At 42.5% G+C, this 17,861-nt stretch carries 20 protein-coding genes; 7 read left to right on the top strand and 13 right to left on the bottom strand.

Annotated elements, in window-relative coordinates:
- Positions 1-50 precede the first annotated feature (50 nt).
- Positions 51-1,895 (top strand): excinuclease ABC subunit UvrC, encoded by a 1,845-nt coding sequence (gene uvrC, locus ACTQ9T_RS13760; RefSeq protein ID WP_440465414.1) that lies wholly within the window; start codon positions 51-53, stop codon positions 1,893-1,895.
- A gap of 61 nt (positions 1,896-1,956) precedes the next feature.
- Here uvrC and ACTQ9T_RS13755 read toward each other — a convergent pair whose 3' ends face one another.
- The 5 genes from ACTQ9T_RS13755 to lgt form a co-directional block, all read right to left on the bottom strand.
- Positions 1,957-2,310, bottom strand: a complete 354-nt coding sequence (locus ACTQ9T_RS13755; protein ID WP_440465413.1) for an energy transducer TonB — start codon at positions 2,308-2,310, stop codon at positions 1,957-1,959.
- Positions 2,311-2,321: 11 nt separating this feature from the next.
- Positions 2,322-2,891 carry a dihydrofolate reductase gene (locus ACTQ9T_RS13750; RefSeq protein ID WP_440465412.1) on the bottom strand — a complete coding sequence of 190 codons (570 nt, stop codon included), beginning with the start codon at positions 2,889-2,891 and terminating at the stop codon, positions 2,322-2,324.
- Positions 2,892-2,955: 64 nt separating this feature from the next.
- A complete protein-coding gene (locus ACTQ9T_RS13745; RefSeq protein ID WP_440465411.1) occupies positions 2,956-3,816 on the bottom strand; it encodes a thymidylate synthase in 861 nt (286 codons plus the stop codon).
- A gap of 48 nt (positions 3,817-3,864) precedes the next feature.
- Entirely contained in the window at positions 3,865-4,599 is a 735-nt protein-coding gene (locus ACTQ9T_RS13740) for a DUF2971 domain-containing protein (RefSeq protein ID WP_440465410.1), read from the bottom strand.
- A gap of 11 nt (positions 4,600-4,610) precedes the next feature.
- The gene (gene lgt / locus ACTQ9T_RS13735) at positions 4,611-5,495 is read right to left on the bottom strand and encodes a prolipoprotein diacylglyceryl transferase (RefSeq protein ID WP_440465409.1); all 885 of its coding nucleotides are present in this window, start codon (positions 5,493-5,495) and stop codon (positions 4,611-4,613) included.
- 321 nt (positions 5,496-5,816) lie between these two features.
- On the opposite strand from lgt, the gene ACTQ9T_RS13730 reads away from it, so the two are divergent.
- Complete coding sequence (locus ACTQ9T_RS13730) at positions 5,817-6,650, top strand: NRDE family protein (protein ID WP_440465408.1); 834 nt, start codon at positions 5,817-5,819, stop codon at positions 6,648-6,650.
- Between the two features lie 70 nt (positions 6,651-6,720).
- Here the strand turns inward: ACTQ9T_RS13730 and ACTQ9T_RS13725 are convergent, their stop codons facing one another.
- The gene (locus ACTQ9T_RS13725) at positions 6,721-7,242 is read right to left on the bottom strand and encodes an RNA pyrophosphohydrolase (RefSeq protein WP_194620922.1); all 522 of its coding nucleotides are present in this window, start codon (positions 7,240-7,242) and stop codon (positions 6,721-6,723) included.
- 540 nt (positions 7,243-7,782) lie between these two features.
- On the opposite strand from ACTQ9T_RS13725, the gene ACTQ9T_RS13720 reads away from it, so the two are divergent.
- Together ACTQ9T_RS13720 and ACTQ9T_RS13715 are read left to right on the top strand one after the other, a co-directional pair.
- On the top strand, positions 7,783-8,196 hold the full coding sequence (locus tag ACTQ9T_RS13720) for an OsmC family protein (RefSeq protein WP_010197896.1): 414 nt from the start codon (positions 7,783-7,785) through the stop codon (positions 8,194-8,196).
- A gap of 14 nt (positions 8,197-8,210) precedes the next feature.
- Positions 8,211-8,636 (top strand): MAPEG family protein, encoded by a 426-nt coding sequence (locus ACTQ9T_RS13715; RefSeq protein ID WP_010197893.1) that lies wholly within the window; start codon positions 8,211-8,213, stop codon positions 8,634-8,636.
- Positions 8,637-8,684: 48 nt separating this feature from the next.
- Here ACTQ9T_RS13715 and ACTQ9T_RS13710 read toward each other — a convergent pair whose 3' ends face one another.
- The 7 genes from ACTQ9T_RS13710 to ACTQ9T_RS13680 all read right to left on the bottom strand — a co-directional run bounded on the left by ACTQ9T_RS13710 (position 8,685) and on the right by ACTQ9T_RS13680 (position 14,974).
- Positions 8,685-9,704, bottom strand: a complete 1,020-nt coding sequence (locus ACTQ9T_RS13710) for a tRNA dihydrouridine synthase (protein WP_440465407.1) — start codon at positions 9,702-9,704, stop codon at positions 8,685-8,687.
- A 76-nt stretch (positions 9,705-9,780) separates the two neighbouring features.
- Positions 9,781-11,280 carry a UvrD-helicase domain-containing protein gene (locus ACTQ9T_RS13705; protein WP_194620920.1) on the bottom strand — a complete coding sequence of 500 codons (1,500 nt, stop codon included), beginning with the start codon at positions 11,278-11,280 and terminating at the stop codon, positions 9,781-9,783.
- A gap of 216 nt (positions 11,281-11,496) precedes the next feature.
- On the bottom strand, positions 11,497-12,354 hold the full coding sequence (tatC, locus tag ACTQ9T_RS13700) for a twin-arginine translocase subunit TatC (RefSeq protein WP_440465406.1): 858 nt from the start codon (positions 12,352-12,354) through the stop codon (positions 11,497-11,499).
- Positions 12,354-13,052 carry a Sec-independent protein translocase protein TatB gene (tatB, locus tag ACTQ9T_RS13695; RefSeq protein ID WP_440465405.1) on the bottom strand — a complete coding sequence of 233 codons (699 nt, stop codon included), beginning with the start codon at positions 13,050-13,052 and terminating at the stop codon, positions 12,354-12,356. The genes tatC and tatB overlap by 1 nt, the downstream gene beginning before the upstream one ends.
- Before the next feature lie 62 nt (positions 13,053-13,114).
- On the bottom strand, positions 13,115-13,384 hold the full coding sequence (gene tatA / locus ACTQ9T_RS13690; protein ID WP_189586058.1) for a Sec-independent protein translocase subunit TatA: 270 nt from the start codon (positions 13,382-13,384) through the stop codon (positions 13,115-13,117).
- Positions 13,385-13,614: 230 nt separating this feature from the next.
- Positions 13,615-14,478, bottom strand: a complete 864-nt coding sequence (gene hisIE, locus ACTQ9T_RS13685) for a bifunctional phosphoribosyl-AMP cyclohydrolase/phosphoribosyl-ATP diphosphatase HisIE (protein ID WP_440465404.1) — start codon at positions 14,476-14,478, stop codon at positions 13,615-13,617.
- Between the two features lie 52 nt (positions 14,479-14,530).
- Entirely contained in the window at positions 14,531-14,974 is a 444-nt protein-coding gene (locus ACTQ9T_RS13680; protein WP_194620917.1) for a thioesterase family protein, read from the bottom strand.
- Between the two features lie 668 nt (positions 14,975-15,642).
- Between ACTQ9T_RS13680 and rpmI the strand changes: the two genes are divergently transcribed.
- From rpmI to pheS, 3 genes are all read left to right on the top strand, one after another.
- On the top strand, positions 15,643-15,840 hold the full coding sequence (gene rpmI / locus ACTQ9T_RS13675) for a 50S ribosomal protein L35 (RefSeq protein ID WP_010197866.1): 198 nt from the start codon (positions 15,643-15,645) through the stop codon (positions 15,838-15,840).
- 150 nt (positions 15,841-15,990) lie between these two features.
- Positions 15,991-16,347, top strand: coding sequence for a 50S ribosomal protein L20 (gene rplT / locus ACTQ9T_RS13670; protein WP_010197865.1), 357 nt, complete (start codon positions 15,991-15,993; stop codon positions 16,345-16,347).
- 447 nt (positions 16,348-16,794) lie between these two features.
- Positions 16,795-17,850, top strand: a complete 1,056-nt coding sequence (gene pheS / locus ACTQ9T_RS13665; RefSeq protein WP_440465403.1) for a phenylalanine--tRNA ligase subunit alpha — start codon at positions 16,795-16,797, stop codon at positions 17,848-17,850.
- The last annotated feature ends 11 nt before the right edge of the window (positions 17,851-17,861 follow it).

Below are 17,861 nucleotides of genomic sequence, written 5' to 3'. Positions count from 1 at the left end.
CCCGCCCCATAACTAGCAGTATTATAAGACTTTTAAGAGCAATAAATTCTATGGTTAATGTCTCAGAATCGAGCCCTGTCGATGATAAAAAAGCCCGTCTTAAGCATTTAATTCAGCGCCTACCAAATTTGCCAGGCGTGTATAAAATGCTGGGGAAAAACGGTGATATCTTATACGTTGGCAAGGCTAAATCACTGAAAAGCCGCGTAAACAGCTATTTTGCAAAGACGATCGATCATCCTAAGACACGAGCATTAGTGGCGCGAATTCATAATATTGAAACCATCATTACCCGCAGTGAGACGGAAGCGCTGTTACTTGAGCAAAATCTGATTAAAGAATATCGTCCACCTTATAACGTGCTACTGCGTGATGATAAATCTTATCTTTATGTGTTTATCTCAGCAGATAAGCCTTATCCAAGATTGGCGTATGGTCGCGGTAAAGGCAATCATCAAAAAGGTCGATTCTTTGGGCCGTTTCCATCTGCTCATGCAGCAAAAGAGACACTGGTGCTGATGCAAAAAATGTTTCAAATGCGTCAATGTACTAATACCTTTTTTAAGCAGCGTAAACGTCCTTGTCTTGAGTATCAGATTAAGCGTTGCCGTGCGCCTTGCGTGGGTCTGGTATCAGCAGAAGAGTATGCAGAGGACGTCAACAATACGATTCGATTTTTGAAGGGTGATTCTAGCGATATTCACACCACGCTGATTGAAAAGATGGAAGCATCAGCTGAAGAGTTAGACTTTGAAAAAGCGGTTTTTTATCGTGATCAGCTGTCTATGCTGCGTGAAGTGCAAGCCAAGCAAGCTGTCTATACCGTACAAGGTGAGGCCGATGTGATTGCGATTGCCAGTCAGGCAGGCATGACGTGTGTCAACGTACTGACTGTCCGTGGCGGGCGCGTACTGGGTGGTAAAAATTACTTCCCTGATGTCGACAGCAGTGAATCGCTCGCAGATAATTTATCTGCTTTTATTACTTCTTTCTATTTTCAAGTAACCGATGACTTGCCAGCAGAAATTATGCTAACTCATGAGCTGCCTGATCAAGTGGCAGTGAGTGAGGCATTGGCGACGCATTTTGGTAGCAAAGTCGTCATCAAAACTAATGTACGTGAACATCGTGCAGAGTGGCTGGATTTGGCAAAACTGAACACCAATAACGCGCTAAAAACCAAGCTGGGCGATTATTTAGAATTGCATGCACGCTTTGGTGCATTAAAAGATGTATTGGCTGATGTCACTGAGCGAACCATTGATCGGATTGAGTGTTTTGATATCTCACATACGATGGGTGAAGCGACCATTGGTAGTTGTGTGGTCTTCGACCAAGGTGGCTCGCGTCGCCGTGATTATCGTCAGTATGCCATCCATGACATCGTAGGTGGTGATGACTATGCAGCGATGAAACAAGTGCTGACACGGCGTTATAAGAAGCAGCCGTTGCCAGATCTGTTGCTTATTGATGGTGGTAAAGGTCAGCTTGGTATTGCTAAAGAAGTATTGACTGAGTTGGGTATTCTTGGTGATACTTTGCTCATTAGTGTGGCAAAAGGGGAAAGGCGCAAGGCTGGGCTTGAGGTATTGCACTTTATCGATCATGAGCCGCTAGATCTACCAATGGATAGTAAAGCGCTGCATTTATTGATGCATATTCGTGATGAGGCGCATCGTTTTGCGATTACGGCGCACCGTAAAAAACGTGATAAGCGTCGTTCATCATCAGTGCTAGAAGTGATACCGGGACTGGGTGAAAAACGCCGCCGTGACCTGCTCAATCACTTTGGCGGTATGCAGCAATTGCTTGGCGCCTCCCAACAAGAGCTGGCAGGCGTGCAAGGTATTGGTCCGGTGTTGGCAAAGACGGTTTATAAAGTGCTGCATGAGTAGGCGTTTACATTCTACCTATCTATCCGTCTGTCTAAATTTTTAGTGGTGGGGTAAACAGTCTCTAAGGTATTACATAGGTAATGGGTAAGGTGACTTTTGTTGTAATAAACTCATTATCCTTAGTACCAGCTTTGAATATCATTTTTCTAGCATCACGTAGAGCACCTCGGTCTAATGATAGAATGCCTGATGACTTAGTAACAGAAATGGAACTAATTTGACCAGATTTATCAATCAACATGCTCAGGACAACTTCATATTCTTCACCAGCGTTCAAACGTCTAGTTGCTCTGTGTGGAACTGTGAACTGAGGTTGACGCAACACTTCAGCAGGCTTAATAACAGGCTCTCTTATCGCTAGACTCTGACAGCCCGATAGTAATATACCAGCAAAAATAAAGGGTAGCATTTTCATAACCAACTGACCTAGTCTGTTTTTATTACATAAGTCACAAATTTAAAGTCCAACGCACTCTTTTCATCGTGCATCTGCTCAGACTCTTCTGCTGCTTCAAACTCACTTGGCAATTCAGGATAAAAAGCCTCACCATCAGCGATCTCAGTATCTACATGGGTCAGCTCAATACGATCGGTATACATCATCGCCTCTTTAAACACGCGTTCACCGCCAATCACCCAAATCGTATCCAAATGTGCGCCATGCGCCAGACTGGCCGCTTGTGTGAGAGCATCATCTAGGTTATGCGTAACATAAGCATTGGTCTTACCGACAAGGCCTTTTTGTTCAGCATAATCCATCTGAGTGCTGATGATAAAGCTGACTCGATTTGGCAACGGTTTACTGCCCATCGATTCAAAGGTCTTACGACCCATAATGACGATACCTTGTATGCCATCATCATTTTGTTTGGTCGTCATCTTTTTGAAATGCTGCAAGTCCGCTGAGATGTGCCACGGCAGCGCATTGTCTTTACCGATACAGCGGTTACTACTGATAGCAGCGATTTGGGCGACTTCGGTGTGGGCATAACTCATAACGTATCCTTTTTATTATCTTTTACAATGCTAATCTTATTTGAATCAGTCAATCAGAAAGATGCTATACCGCAACTTTTGCTTTGATAGCAGGATGGGATTCATAGCCATCAACGCTAATATCATCATATTTAAAAGCAAAAATATCATTAACCTCAGGGTTAAGCGTCAACGTTGGCAGTGTATATAGCGAACGCGTCAACTGTAACTCAACCTGCTCACGATGGTTTTGATAAATATGGCAATCACCACCTGTCCAGATGAATTCGCCTACTTCTAGACCACATATTTGCGCGACCATATGGGTAAGCAGGGCATAGCTGGCAATGTTAAACGGCACACCTAGGAATAAATCTGCTGAGCGCTGATAGAGCTGGCACGACAGTTTATTGTCCGCGACGAAGAATTGAAACATGGTATGACAAGGCGGCAAGGCGACTTGATCTGCTTCGCCAGGGTTCCAACCAGACACAATCAAACGGCGTGAATTGGGGTTGGTTTTTATTTGCTCGATGACTTGGGTGATTTGATCGACACCATCCGCATGGTAATTGCCGTTTTCATCTTTGGTTGCGCCATAATTGCGCCATTGATGACCATAGACAGGGCCCAAGTCACCAGCAGGACGATTAAAACGAGCCGTCTGCTCTACAGTAGCCCATTCATTCCAAATGCGTACACCATTGGCTTGTAAATAATCGACGTGAGTACTACCACTTAAAAACCAAAATAGCTCATAGGCGATGGATTTAAAATGGACTTTTTTGGTGGTCAATAGCGGAAACCCTGACGCTAAGTCAAAACGTAGCTGAGCGCCAAAGTGGCTGAGCGTACCAGTGCCAGTACGATCACCTTTTTCAGTGCCTTCGTTTAGGACAAGACGGAGCAAATCGAGATAGGCTTGTTCGTTCTTTGTGCTAATCATATTCTTCAACTTCAATAAATATTTAAGAGGTTTTAAAGTTCAGCTAGATTAATTTTTGTGACCAACTAACGACGATTTACAGATTGGAATATCTAGCTGATATGTATCGTTAATAAGTTTGCGGACAGTATCTTCAAACCAAGCTGAAGAATTGGGGTGTAAAATAATCTTCGTTATCATTTCTCTGGTATCTTTAATAGAAAAATGAAGGCCAAGTCTTTTATTCTTCTTCTCTAGTGTCGCATCATTATCTACTAGTACTAATCTTGCTTCATTTTCAAAAGAAAAAGCTTCATGTTTGTGAAATAACTGTAATGGTAAATAATTAAAAATAGAGTGGCGTACAGTATATTTATCTCTAAACCAATCAGGTATCTTTTTTCCATCATATAAATGACAGGCATTATTAGGCTTCTGATACATTACTGGGAAAAATCTAGCATGCATGTCAATCCTAGATTGCCCAAATGCTAATTTGAATTTTCGATGAGTAGTTTGAATTGCTAAAGAATCGTTAGATTGTCCATAACTATTCCACATAGCATGAGATTCAGGCTCATCTAAGTACCAACAGCTTACATAAACCCATTCTTTTGCAGCTATTAATTGATTTTCAGTTTGAAAGTTGTCTTTTTCACCATTGAATAAATGAAGACTTCCTTCCCAGCTATCAGTGAATAAGTTTGCTTTTGGAATGAAAAAGCCCTGTTCCAGCATAGATATTAGTTTCACAAATGGAATATATCTTGTCAAAACAGTTTCTATTTCTATTTGTTTATCCATTTTCGAACGTCCTAATAAGCAGCTTGCTTACCCCAGTCATAGATGCCGCGTTTGTAGGCATAAATTAGCAAGACAAAGCCAATGATTATCATCGGTGCGCTTAGTATTTGCCCTTTGGTCATCCAGCCTAATAGGATGAATCCTTGGTCGATGTCTGGCTGACGAAAGAATTCAATAATGAAACGGCTAAAGCCATAACCCAACATGAAAATACCTGTCGCTGCCATACGAGGGCGTGGTTTTGATGAATACCACCATAAGAATAAGAATAGCAATAGACCTTCAGCAAGCGCTTCATATAATTGTGAAGGATGACGAGGTAACAGATACTGACCATTGACTTCGGTCATTAGCTCTTGCAGCTCAGGATTGGTCTGTAACTGCTGCATATCGAAAGATGCAGCTTGCGGGAAGTACGTCAACCAATTATAGCCGCCGTCAGAGACACGGCCCCACAGCTCACCATTGATATAGTTGCCAATGCGCCCAAACAATAAACCCGTCGGTACGCATGGCACGACAAAATCTAGTACTTGGAATGGTGTCTTTTTATACTTACGAGCAAAATATAGCATACCAAGCATGACGCCGATCAAGCCGCCATGGAATGACATACCGCCTTCCCAGACTTTGAAAAGGTAAGCGGGGTTTTGTAAAAATTCACCGAATTGATAAAACAATACATAGCCGACACGACCGCCCAAAATGACGCCAAGTGCGCCAAAAAATACCAAGTCGGACACCATGTCAGTGTTCCAATTGTCACGTTTGGTGCTGCGATACCAAGCCAGACCAAAGGCGGCGGCAAATGCTAATAAATACATTAGGCCATACCAGTGCACTTCTACTGGACCCAAAGACAGCGCTACAGGATCGTACTGAGGATGTATCATCATAAGGGCATCATAAATTTGGTAATAGAATGCTGCTCATAATAGCAAAATTCGTCCCTTGCGAATACTATGATGAGTGAATGGATGAGTGAATGGATGATTGAATGAATAGCAAAGCGATAAAAAAACCGATAAGATGAAAAAATCGCATTAATTTCTGAGGAATCATCATGCATCTATATTTATCAACGCCACCGCTTTTGAATGACAAAAATCAGAAATAACGGCTGATGAGACCTGATTAGCAAATAAAACCTTAAACGAGGTCTTTTACCTTTGCTAACAAGTACTTGTACAACAGAAAATTATTATAAAAGGAATGCTATGTGTATCGTCGCCATTGCTTGGCAGTTATTTGATGAGTTGCCATTGGTATTATTGTCTAATCGTGATGAGTTTTTGCAGCGTCCGACTGAGCCGCTACATCAATGGTCTGATCAGCCTATTTATGCTGGCCGTGATAAGCAAAGCGGTGGTACATGGCTAGGTATTCATCAGCAAGAAACACATGCACAAAATCCAGAATATCATGAGCAGAATGGACGTTGGGCTGCGGTATTGAACTTTCGTGATGGTGTGCAGGCAAGCAGTGATGAGCGCTCACGTGGTGCGCTCGTGACTGAGTTTTTAACGGGAGATTTAAGCCCGATGGATTTTGCCCGAAGTATTAATCTGCAAGATTATGCTGGGTTCAATCTTATTATTGGTGATACGGCACAAGCCGTCATCGTTAATAATCGCGGTCATGCACCCACACCATTACATGCAGGACTTCATGTCATCTCTAATGGTCAGCCAGAGGACAGTTGGTTTAAAACCGAGCGTCTACGTGGCAGGCTGCGGCAAGAGGTGTTACCTTTGATTGCTGAGGACAGCTCGCCTAAGTACTGGCAAGAAACTGCTTTTACTGTATTGTCAGATAATACGAAAGCACCAGTGGACCAACTACCAGAGACGGGTATGAGCATTGAGATTGAGCAGACCTTGTCTTCCGTTTATATCGAGCCTGTTGCTTTTGGCAATGCTGAAACCAGCAAACCCACTTACGGAACACGGACTCAAAGTATTTTAACCTTACGCCAAAATAGGGCATCAGACAAACAAATCCTTGCTGAACTTATCAGCCATAAACGCAATCATCCTGCAAATTCCAAATAAAAATGCCCACATTAATATCTACGTTTTTTAGATATCAATGTGAGCATGTGTTTTGTATTAAACTATCTATTTACTCCATTAACAAGTGATTGTCTTGCTCAGGAATAATAAGCTCTTGTCTAAGTGGTAGTTCGCGTGCCAGTTCTTGCAAGGCGCGACGATATACTCCGCGTTTAAAGTGAATCACTTGTCCGAGTGGATACCAGTAGCTGACCCATTGCCAATGGTCAAATTCCGGTTTTCCCTCATCAAAGCGGATGTGTTGAGTATTTGGCTCATCTAAGCGCAGCAAAAACCACTTTTGTTTTTGCCCAATACATAAAGGGTGCTGTCCATGACGGACATAGCGTTTTGGCAGGCGATAGCGCAACCAATCTTGCGTGACTGCCAATAAGTCCACATGACGCGGATGTAAACCGACCTCTTCCCAGAGTTCGCGATACATCGCATCCATCGGCGTCTCTCCACGGTCGATGCCGCCCTGCGGAAATTGCCAAGCGTTGTGACCAATGCGTTTTGCCCACAGAACTTGCCCTTGTGTATTTGCCAAGATGATACCGACATTGGCGCGAAAGCCGTCTGCATCTATCATGACTAAACCTTTTAATATGTCTAAAAATAGCTTATTCCCACATAACACCGTGACAGCAATCATAATTATTATAGGGTGACTGTTATCGATATCAGGCAAAAATAAGATTCATTACCGTTATTAAACCAAGAAACAAGCAAAATGTGTAACAGTATTTTGCTATAAAATGTTTCACGAGTTTAATCCTTTAAAATCAGTTAGTTATAAATGGATTTTTGTAAGCTTATTTTAGGCATTATGAAGACAAACCTAGGTCACAGTAAAAAAACTGTGTTCAGTATAAGGCTGAAAGTCAGGCTAGCGAAAGTGCACCCTCGAAAACAGACTCACCGAGCGCTCATGGCGATAATCTGACAAGAATAATCTAGGGCGTGTTCTCACTTTGAATTCATTTAGATCATTATCGATCGAATGGAGGGCGTATCCTAAGACAATGGCTGTATAAAATCTCGCTTTGGCTTATGCTACACTAGCCAAGCGGCATATCTTTCAAACAATAAAAAATAGGCAATACGTCAATTAAAATAAGGAATATCTACAATGTCAGAGTCAAAAGCAAGCGTCACATGGCAAGAGAACAAAGCCTTTATGGGCGTGTCACCATCAGGACATAATGTACAAATAGATGCTGATAAAGAAAAAGGTTCAAGCCCGATGGAGCTGATCTTACTAGGGCTGGGTGGCTGTGCGAGCTACGATGTGGTAGCGATCTTACAAAAGTCACGCCAAGAGGTGACAGACGTGCGTTGTGAACTGACCGCGCAACGTGCCGAAACTGTACCAGCAGTATATACCGATATTCACATGCACTTTGTTGTGACAGGGCAAGATATCAAAGACAAACAGGTTGAGAAGGCCATTCATTTATCAGCAGAAAAATACTGCTCTGCCAGTAGAATGTTGGTACAAGGTGGGGTGAATATTACCCATGATTTTGAAGTGATTGCAGGGTAGGGGCAAATAGAACAATGAATGTATTTTTTGGGTTAATCCCTGATACAGCAGCGTCAGCGATCTGGGCGATGGTGGTAGCAAGCTTATTGCCATGGGCGGTATCAATAGTTGCAAAAGCATCTGGCGGCTTTAAGTTCAGAAATAATGCGCATCCACGTGATTTTTTTCAGCATGCGACAGGGGTTGCAGCACGAGCTAATGCTGCACAGCAAAACAGCTATGAGACTTTGCCTATATTTTTGGCCGCAGTAATAACAGCGATGCTATTCTTTGTACCGCAATCGATTATCAATGTATTGGCTTGGCTATATGTGTTGATTCGTATCGGTTTTTGCGTGGCTTATATTACTAATTTGGCGATGTTTCGTTCTATCCTTTGGGCGTTATCGATGGCTTGTTCTTTGATGCTATTCTATCTAGCTATTCGAGTGAGTGTTTAGCGTTATTTGTTTCGTTAAGGTGCCAGTTTGAGAGAGAGGCAGTTATGATTATCGTACACTCATTCGTAGTGCACTAATGATAACTGCTTTATTTTTTTCTCGTTTGATACTGTCCCATAATATTTTTGCCTCGCTATAACCTTTGGTGAGCATCGCTAACCACTGCTTGTAACGACCAACCAATATCACTTCAGTTTTAGCCTGACCTTCCAAGAATTTTATCTGATGTGCAATCAAATCTTCCCATGCTAAAACAGTCAACGTTTCTGCATCATCGATATTGGCATCAACCTGCGCAATCAAATCGGGACGAGTGACCGCGCCGCGACCCAACATCAAATGCTCTGTACCTGCTTGCGTCATGCAGTTCTGTGCATGCTCTGCATTCCATATTTCGCCATTGGCAATGACGGGAATATCAAGCGCATTAAAGCTTTGAATCTTGTCCCAATAGGCTGGCGGCTTATATCCTTGGGTTTTGGTTCGTGCATGAATGGTCAGCCAATCAGCACCACTGTCGTTAATCGCGCCGCGAATATCATCCATGCGACTAGTATCGGTATAGCCTAAACGTATCTTAGCCGAGACTGGAATGTCGGCAGGTACCGCTTGACGCACCGCACTGATAATCTGATACATGGTTTCGGGTTCATCCAATAATACTGAACCACCACGATGGCTGTTTACCGTTTTAGCAGGACAACCAAAATTGATATCAATGGCAGGTGCACCAAGCTCGGCAGCATATGCTGCGTTATCTGCCATAAGTTGTGCTTCGCTACCCAAAAGTTGCAAATGAATCGGTGTGCCACAGGCAGTCTTGGCATCATGACGCAACTCTGGAACGTATTTATAAAATACATGCGCTGGCAAGACGTGTTGGGTCACGCGAATAAACTCGCTCACTGACCAATCATAGGGACGATCTAAATCTGCTGCAATTTGCGTTAGGATTTGTCGCATTAATGGATCTGTTAGTCCTTCCATTGGCGCAAGTAAGCGGACAGGATTGGCAAATAACTGACGGATGGTGTTTTGACGTGCTTGAAGTTGCTGACTATTATTCATGCTTGTTATTCACTGCTAAAAGGTCGTTATAAATAGAGGTAGACTAGGAATTCAAATTGACAACTACGAAGAGGGATTAAGTATTGCCAAAAATCACTTTTTTGCCTGTCTGTAATCCTGATATCAAGTCTTTGATATTATGGATGTCCAAATTACTCTGCGCACGTGTACAAGCAACGTAGAGTAAACGCAATTCTTCTGGGCTTATCTTGACCGCATTGGTGGTGACATCATAATAAAAATCATCATCTAACTGTACCTTTCCCCATTCAAGCCCTTTCGCCTTATGGGCAGTGGAGATAACATAGTCGGCATTTTCGATACTCGTTAGGCTATTGACTGCTTGACTCAATACGTTGGTGCCATGGTCATCGACCAATTTCACCAGAGTTTTTAGATCGCTGCCTTCATTGGTTTCAGCATATTCTTGTACATCAGACCAGTTATAGAAATATGCCAGCTCTGGCACACCATACGCCGATTTGCCATTTTTTAAGTTTTCGGCAGCCTGACAGAATTTCAGCATACGCTCGGTATCGGCTTGCAATGCCACGCGGTGTCCTAGCTTAAGTCCGGTCAATAATTGCGACATCGCAGCGGCATTGGTGCGGCATAGAATGGCATCTTTTTTACTATGAACCATACCTTTTTCAGTAGAAGACTGCTTGTTAGGATTGCCTTTTAACGGCACCTCTTCTTGCAATGCTTTGAGCAAAGTATTGGCAACTTCTGCAATCGGTTCACCGAAACGAAACGACTGCGTCAATAATGTTTGCGGCAATGGCAGCTTTTTCATCGCATTAACTGCGCCGCGCCACTCGTAAATCTGCTGGTGCGCATCGCCGACATAAATGACTTGCCGTGGTTGCTGCGTCAAAATTCCCATCATCAATGGGTCAGCATCTTGCGCTTCATCAAACAAGATAAAATCTGCTGGAATGCTTGGCTTAGATAGCGCCCAAAGTTTGAGATAAATATCATGCCCGATACCAGCAGGGTGACGTGCATCAATCGACTGTAGCCAGCGTTGCTCTACGGCAGGGTAGAGCATCTCACGTAATTGCTCTGCATCAGAATCATCGAGCCAACTCGGAAACAATATATGCCTTGGTGCCGGATAGCTGGCATGTGTACTACAAAAATTGCTGACTGCGTCACTAACGAATCGAGCTAATCTCGCAGGTGTGAGCGTAATGTATTTATTAATGCCATCCATTTGTCGGCGTACTTGTACCGGTTGCAGGCCCAAATCGTCGCCAAGACGCTTGGGTGAAAAGCGTGGCAAGGATAGTTTTGCCGTGATATCACGGGCGACATGCCGATAAGCAAGCGAATGAAAGGTGCGACATTCCACATGGGATGGAAACTTTGAACGAGCGTCATTGGCAATTGTTTTGTTAAAGGCTAAATATAAGCCGCGTCCACGTAGGCGCTCACCGATTAGTTTTAGCGTCGTGGTTTTACCGGCACCAGCATAAGCGACCACTTTAAACGACTTGTGATCCATCGCCATATTCAGCGCGCTCAGCTGCTCGTCAGTGGGATCGCTCATATAAGCTGGCATAGATGCGGACATAATAAAGCTACCTAAATACAAAAATTGATTAAAAACAAAAGGGGCAAAAAAAGCCACTGGGTAAACAATGGCTTATAGATGATGGTGATGCTAAAACGTGATAGTAAGCAATCAGCTGACTAATGAGGCAAGAATAAAACGGTGTAATGGTAGTTTAACGCATAGCTATATGTAATCAATAACTTTATTTTAGTCTGGATTAGACTGATAAGTGTTTTACTCTTTGTCTGTCGATACGAGAGTAGGACTAGACTTTTCTTTGATTAAGATTTTTGCTAATAACAGGCCCAGCTCAAACAATAACCACATAGGGATGGCTAGTAACAACATCGACACGCCATCGGGTGGTGTGACGACTGCGGACACGGCAAAACAACCAACGATAATATAACGACGTTTATCTTCTAGAGTCTGAATGGAGACAATCCCCACCAATATCAATAGTAAGGTGACGACAGGAATCTCAAAAGTCAGGCCAAACACCATAAATAGCTTAAGCGCAAAGCTTAAATAGCTATCGATATCCGTCATTGGCAAGACGTTCTGCGGGGCAAACATGATAAAGAATTTTAAGACGCCTTTCAGCACGATAAAGTAAGAAAAAGCCACGCCCGCATAAAACAAAAAGATAGAGGACATCAGCACAGGGATAGCGATTTTTTTCTCTTTTTTATATAACCCAGGTGCGACAAAAGACCAAATTTGGTACAAAATATAAGGCATGGCAAAGAAGGCCGCGACAAAGACAGTCAGGCGTATTGGTGCCATAAAGTTAGAGGTAATATCCGTGGCAATCATCGTCGAATTGGCGGGTAGCTGTGCGACCAATGGATCGGATAAGAAATTATAGAGCTCGCGTGAGAATCCAGCCAAGGCTAAGAATATCACTAACACTGCCACGCATATTTTGATCAGATGCGAGCGTAGCTCAATCAGGTGCTCAGTGATGGGCATATCAGCCAATGAACTTAATATATCACCAGATTTCTCGTTACTGGCTGTCTCAGTTGTTTTTTCTAAATCTGCATCTGCAATTTTTTCTTGACGACTTTTTTTGCGCTTAAATAAATTCATCAATCAGTCTCCTGCTTATTGACAGAAGCCTGTGTTTTTAAAGAAGGATCTAAATGGCTGTTTAATAATCTATCCGCTTTGTAATTCGGTAAATAGGGCGGCTGTGGCAAACGACGCGCTTTATCATAAGCGCCCAGACGGAACCACATATTTTCCCACGGTTTAGTAGTGATGATTTGAGCAGTTGGTTGAATATTATCACTAGAGGCAGTTTTTGAGGTTTCGTCGTCAGTACCATGTTTCAATAATTGCTCAGAATCTGCTGATTTTTCGTCCTGCTCGTAGGCGTAGTCAAACGCCTTTGGCGTGACAGATGGCGTGTTTTTTTGATCGCTAGCATCTTGCTGATTATTGCTTGTTTTATTATTGCGATGGTCGGCGTCTAGATCATGCGTGGCTTTCAGAGTCTGGTTTTGTGAAGACTCAAACTCCTGCATACTGCCGCGCATTTCTGCCATTTCACGCCGCATTTCTGCCTCAGTTTCACGGATTTTAGCCAGCTCTTTTTGCATTTGTTGCCGTGTTTCAGCTAGGTCTAGCTCAGCCTCTATTTCAGACTGTAGGGTAGAGACTGTACGGCGAATTTTGGCATACCACTGCCCAGCAGTGCGTGCTGCTTGTGGCAGTTTTTCTGGGCCCAAGACAATTAAGGCAATGACGCCAAAGAGGAGTAATTCAGAAAACCCAATATCAAACATAATGGTTGATTATCACTATCTAGATGCCAGCAGTATCATACCCAGCACTATACTTGGTATTATCAATGGTGCTTATCGTCAACAGGTGCAGTATTGATATCGCTATCCTGCACCTTACTGGTTGCCGCGTGATCTGTTGGGTGTGCATTGCCATCATGGTCGAGAACTGCATGCTTTTTGGCATGCTCTGTATTCTCATCTTTGACCGCTTCTTTAAAGCCTTTGACGGCACCGCCCAAATCCTTGCCCGCATTTCTAAGTTTTGAGGTGCCAAATACGACCACCACTACCACCAATAATATCAGCCAATGTGTAATGGAAAAACTGCCCATAATGATATCCTTAATGTCTTGATTGTAATATCTATATATGAATGCTTTTATTTTATAGAATATTGATCTGTTAAACAAAAAATATAGATAAAAGATGCGAAGCTAAAAGAGCTATATTATAACCTGCCATTGTGACAAAAAGGTGAAAGCAATCATAATCAAAACAAGTAGAGGTTTGTTTTACGATTTCGCCCGTTATCGTTACTGGATTAACTTTACCGTGTCACAAGTTATCGCGAGGCCTTTTCGTCGATGCCTGATAGCCCAAAGCGACGACCCAGCTCGTTTAACACAGCGTCTGACTCTATATCGAACCACGCTAGCCCCACCAACGTATGAAACCAGACATCGGCAACCTCATAAATGAGCTCATGACGAGCCTCGTCATATTGTGCTTTGTTAGTTTTCTCATCGCAATTGGCAAAGTCTTTGGCAGCGATAATGCTTTCTGTGCTTTCTTCGCCCACTTTTTCTAGGATTTTATTCAACCCTTTTGCATATAAGCTTGCCACATAAGAGCTGTCGGCATCCGCTTGTTTGCGCTCTGCCAATACGTTATCAAGCTGCTGTAAAATGGAGGTGTTACCTGTTGCGGTATTATGATCTTCAACTGCGTTATTCGTACTATCCGCATTCATAGCATCATTTGTATCAGTGTTATGGCTGTGAGAAGTAGCGCCAGACGCTTCAGAGGATTGATAAATATCTGCTGGGTCTTTTAGTATTTTATCGACGGTTTGCCACTCAGGGGTTTGCCCAGACAAATCCAAACGCTGATAAAAGCAAGACTCGCGACCAGTATGACAGGCGATACCACCAGCCTGAGTCACACTCAATACAATCACATCAGCATCACAATCTAAGCGAATATCATGGACAGTCTGAGTATGCCCTGATGATTCGCCCTTATGCCACAGCTTGGCACGTGAACGTGAAAAATACACGGCAGTTTTTGTTTGTGCTGTTAATTGAAGTGCTTCAGCATTCATCCAGGCCATCATCAAAATGCGCCCTGACTCGTGATCTTGAGCAATCGCAGGAATCAAACCATCAGCGCTAAACTTTATGGCAGTTAGCCAAGCAGGTAAAGTCATAATCTGTCTATCGTCTTATAATTAGGAAGTGGTCATTAGTCAGTAAGAAAAGTTAAAGCTCGAATAAATGCGGGTATAAAGCTTTCTTAATCGTGTTATCTAGCGTGGTTATTTTATTTAGGCGAAAATCATAATTGACAAAATGCTGCCTTGCCTTTGCCACTATTTCGCCATTATGCATACGCATGGCTTTAAACACAATATTGCCACCATTATCACATAATGGCTCAACGCCGACCTCAAACAAAAGCTCTTCACGCGCCCGTACACAGCTAAAAATGCTCAGCTGTAGCTTATTAATAATCAAGCCTTGATGATCGGCATTGATCTCTTTAATCCCTTTAGAATATAAAAAGCGCTGCATTGCTTCAGTCAGTAGGGCGGTCAATGATTGCAGTGCTAAATGCTGACCCATATCAATTTCGGTATTGCGCACCCGCATCACCGTTTCAAACACAAATATTCCGTCATCAAAGTTTAGTTCTTGGTTTGACAACGTCGTCTCCTAGAGTGATTGTCCATAATCAGTTGTTCTGTTGAGCAATTGGCAAGCTAGCCGAATAGTTAAAAATAAACATGCATCGTATGATCTACGGTCAGTAGATGCAGTAATTGGCGTTGTTTATTGGCACTTAAAATGTAGCGACGCTCAGTCTCTACTTAAGCACAGCTTAAACCGAGATTCAATCTATTTACAAAAAAATTCGTGGTTTATGAGGCTTTATAGAGATTTTAATAATGTATGGTGCTATCGAACATGATTCAATAGTACCTGACATGAGTTTTTATCCAGCGACAAATATGAAATGAGGCAAGGAGCGCTGAAGCCTTGTGTCTGGTTTATGGTAAATAATTAATTGTGGCTGCATGATTATTAGCGCTATTTTATCTTATTTATATCTTATAAATTAATGATAGCTAAAAAAGAAAGGTCTTTATGACGACTAAAACGGCTAGGACATGTACTTTTGTTAAGACGAATGACAAGCATGAATTGTCTATTAGAAGAGGGCTGAAACTTTACTTGGCAAAATAGCACACTATCTGCTAAAATAGCGCCTCCCACCTCGAGGCAAATAGAGGTTTAGTGGTTGTTTTTAAAGCCACTATTCATTCTAACTATTTGACGACCAGGTTCTATTAAAGACAAAGAGGCAAATCATCATGAAAGTTAAGATGAAAACCAGAAGCGGTGCAGCTAAACGCTTCAAAAAAACAGCAAACGGCTTCAAGCGTAAGCAAGCAAACAAAAGCCATATCTTGACCAAGAAATCAGCTAAGCGTATTCGCCAGTTGCGCGGTCTTAAGATGGTGGACAAGTCTGACGAAGCAGCAGTTCGTCGTATGTGCCCATACATCTAATAGCCTATCGTCATATGTATTTAATCAAGCGCTGTTTAATTCATAGCTACTTAGTTAAAAATATTTGACCTTGCAATTTGATAACGATGTCTACTATTTGATGACATCGTGATTCGTTTAATAATGATTAACAATATCTTGGAGTAATTTATGGCCCGTGTAAAACGTGGTGTACAGGCGAATCGTCGTCACAAAAAAATCTTAAAGCGCGCAAAAGGCTACTACGGTGCCCGTTCACGTGTTTACCGCGTAGCGGTACAAGCAGTGACCAAAGCTGGTCAATATGCTTATCGTGACCGTCGCAACAAAAAACGTACCTTCCGTCGTCTTTGGATTGCACGTATCAATGCTGGTGCACGCTTAAACGGCTTAAGCTATAGCCGCTTTATCAATGGTATGAAAAAAGCCAACATCTCAATCGATCGTCGCGTACTTGCTGACATCGCTATGCATGATGCAGCGACTTTCACAGCATTGGTCGAAAAAGCAAAAGCGGAACTAGCATAAATATTAACTATCCTTTAGATATTAAATAGATATAACGCTTATCTGATTAAGCATCTAAACGAATAGGACTAATATTGATTAATAGGTCGATATTAATAAAAGCTACCGCTGGTCGGTGGCTTTTTTTATATTAAATTATTTTATGGCTAGTTTTATTAATGCTTAAGCTCATTGTGCTTTTCGTGATATTGCACATCTAATCGTCTAAATATTCAAGCCATTCACATAACTGGTATTTATTTTTTGTTATTCGAAAGTAGTTAGGTACAATTAGCGAAACACAAGTAGTTAATTAAAAATAACTAATTACGAGCAACTAATTGAAAGTAGCTAAATACGAATAACTAAATACGAATAACTAATTAAAAGTAACTGGGTAAATGGTTTGCAATATTTGGTCAAATCCCTACAATTAATAGTCTGTTTAAATCAGGAATAATGCGTCTTATGACTACCCCTGTTGCCACCAACGATTTGTCGGCGCTACCGACTTTGTCTTCAGAGCTCAATGAGCTAAATGAAGCTCAGCTAACTGAATTTGCCAGTGCTGCTGAATCTTTAATCTTACAAGTAACTGATGCGCGTGTGCTGCAAGAGTTGCGTGTGCAATTGACTGGCAAAAAAAGCCCACTAACCGGCTGGTCGAAGCAGATGGGTAAGCTCAGTGCTGACGATAAAAAAACTTATGGCGGCTGGTTACATCAAGTGCGGATCCGTATTCAAGAATCGTTGACCAATCAGCAGCAGCAGCTGGAAGTCGCGGCATTAAACGCCAAGCTTGCAAGCGAGAGCATTGATATTACATTGCCTGCTCGCGGTGGTCAAAAAGGCCATTTGCATCCAGTGACCATGATTACCCAGCGTATGCAGCAGTATTTTATACAAGCAGGTTTTAACGTCGCCACCGGCCCTGAAGTTGAGAGCGATTACTATAACTTTGAAGCGCTTAATATCCCATCGCACCATCCTGCACGCGCGATGCACGATACATTTTACTTTGATGCGCATTATTTGTTGCGTACGCACACCAGTCCAGTGCAAATTCGCACCATGGAAAAGAATGAGCCACCGATTCGTATTATTTGTCCCGGTCGCGTCTATCGTAATGACTCGGACCAAACTCATTCGCCGATGTTTCATCAGTTAGAAGGGCTTATGGTTACTGAGTCGAGTACCTTTGCTGAGCTAAAAGGCTTGATTAGTGAGTTCTTAGAAGCTTTCTTTGCCAAAGAATTAACCGTTCGTTTCCGTCCGTCATTTTTCCCATTCACTGAGCCTTCTGCTGAAGTTGATATCTTAGATGACAATGGCAAATGGCTTGAGGTCATGGGCTGCGGTATGGTGCATCCACAAGTGCTGACCAACTGCGGTATTGATGCCGAAAAATACACTGGCTTTGCCTTTGGTATGGGTATTGAGCGCTTTGCGATGCTCTATTATGGTATTGATGATTTGCGCCTGTTTTTCCAAAACGACGTACGCTTCTTAAAACAGTTTGGCTAACGTTTCCCTCG

It is taken from the genome of Psychrobacter sp. ASPA161_6, from assembly GCF_051970285.1.
Lineage (GTDB): Bacteria > Pseudomonadota > Gammaproteobacteria > Pseudomonadales > Moraxellaceae > Psychrobacter > Psychrobacter glaciei.
The sequence above is the reverse complement of the archived record's forward strand: the minus strand, read 5'-3'. Positions and strand labels throughout refer to the sequence as shown.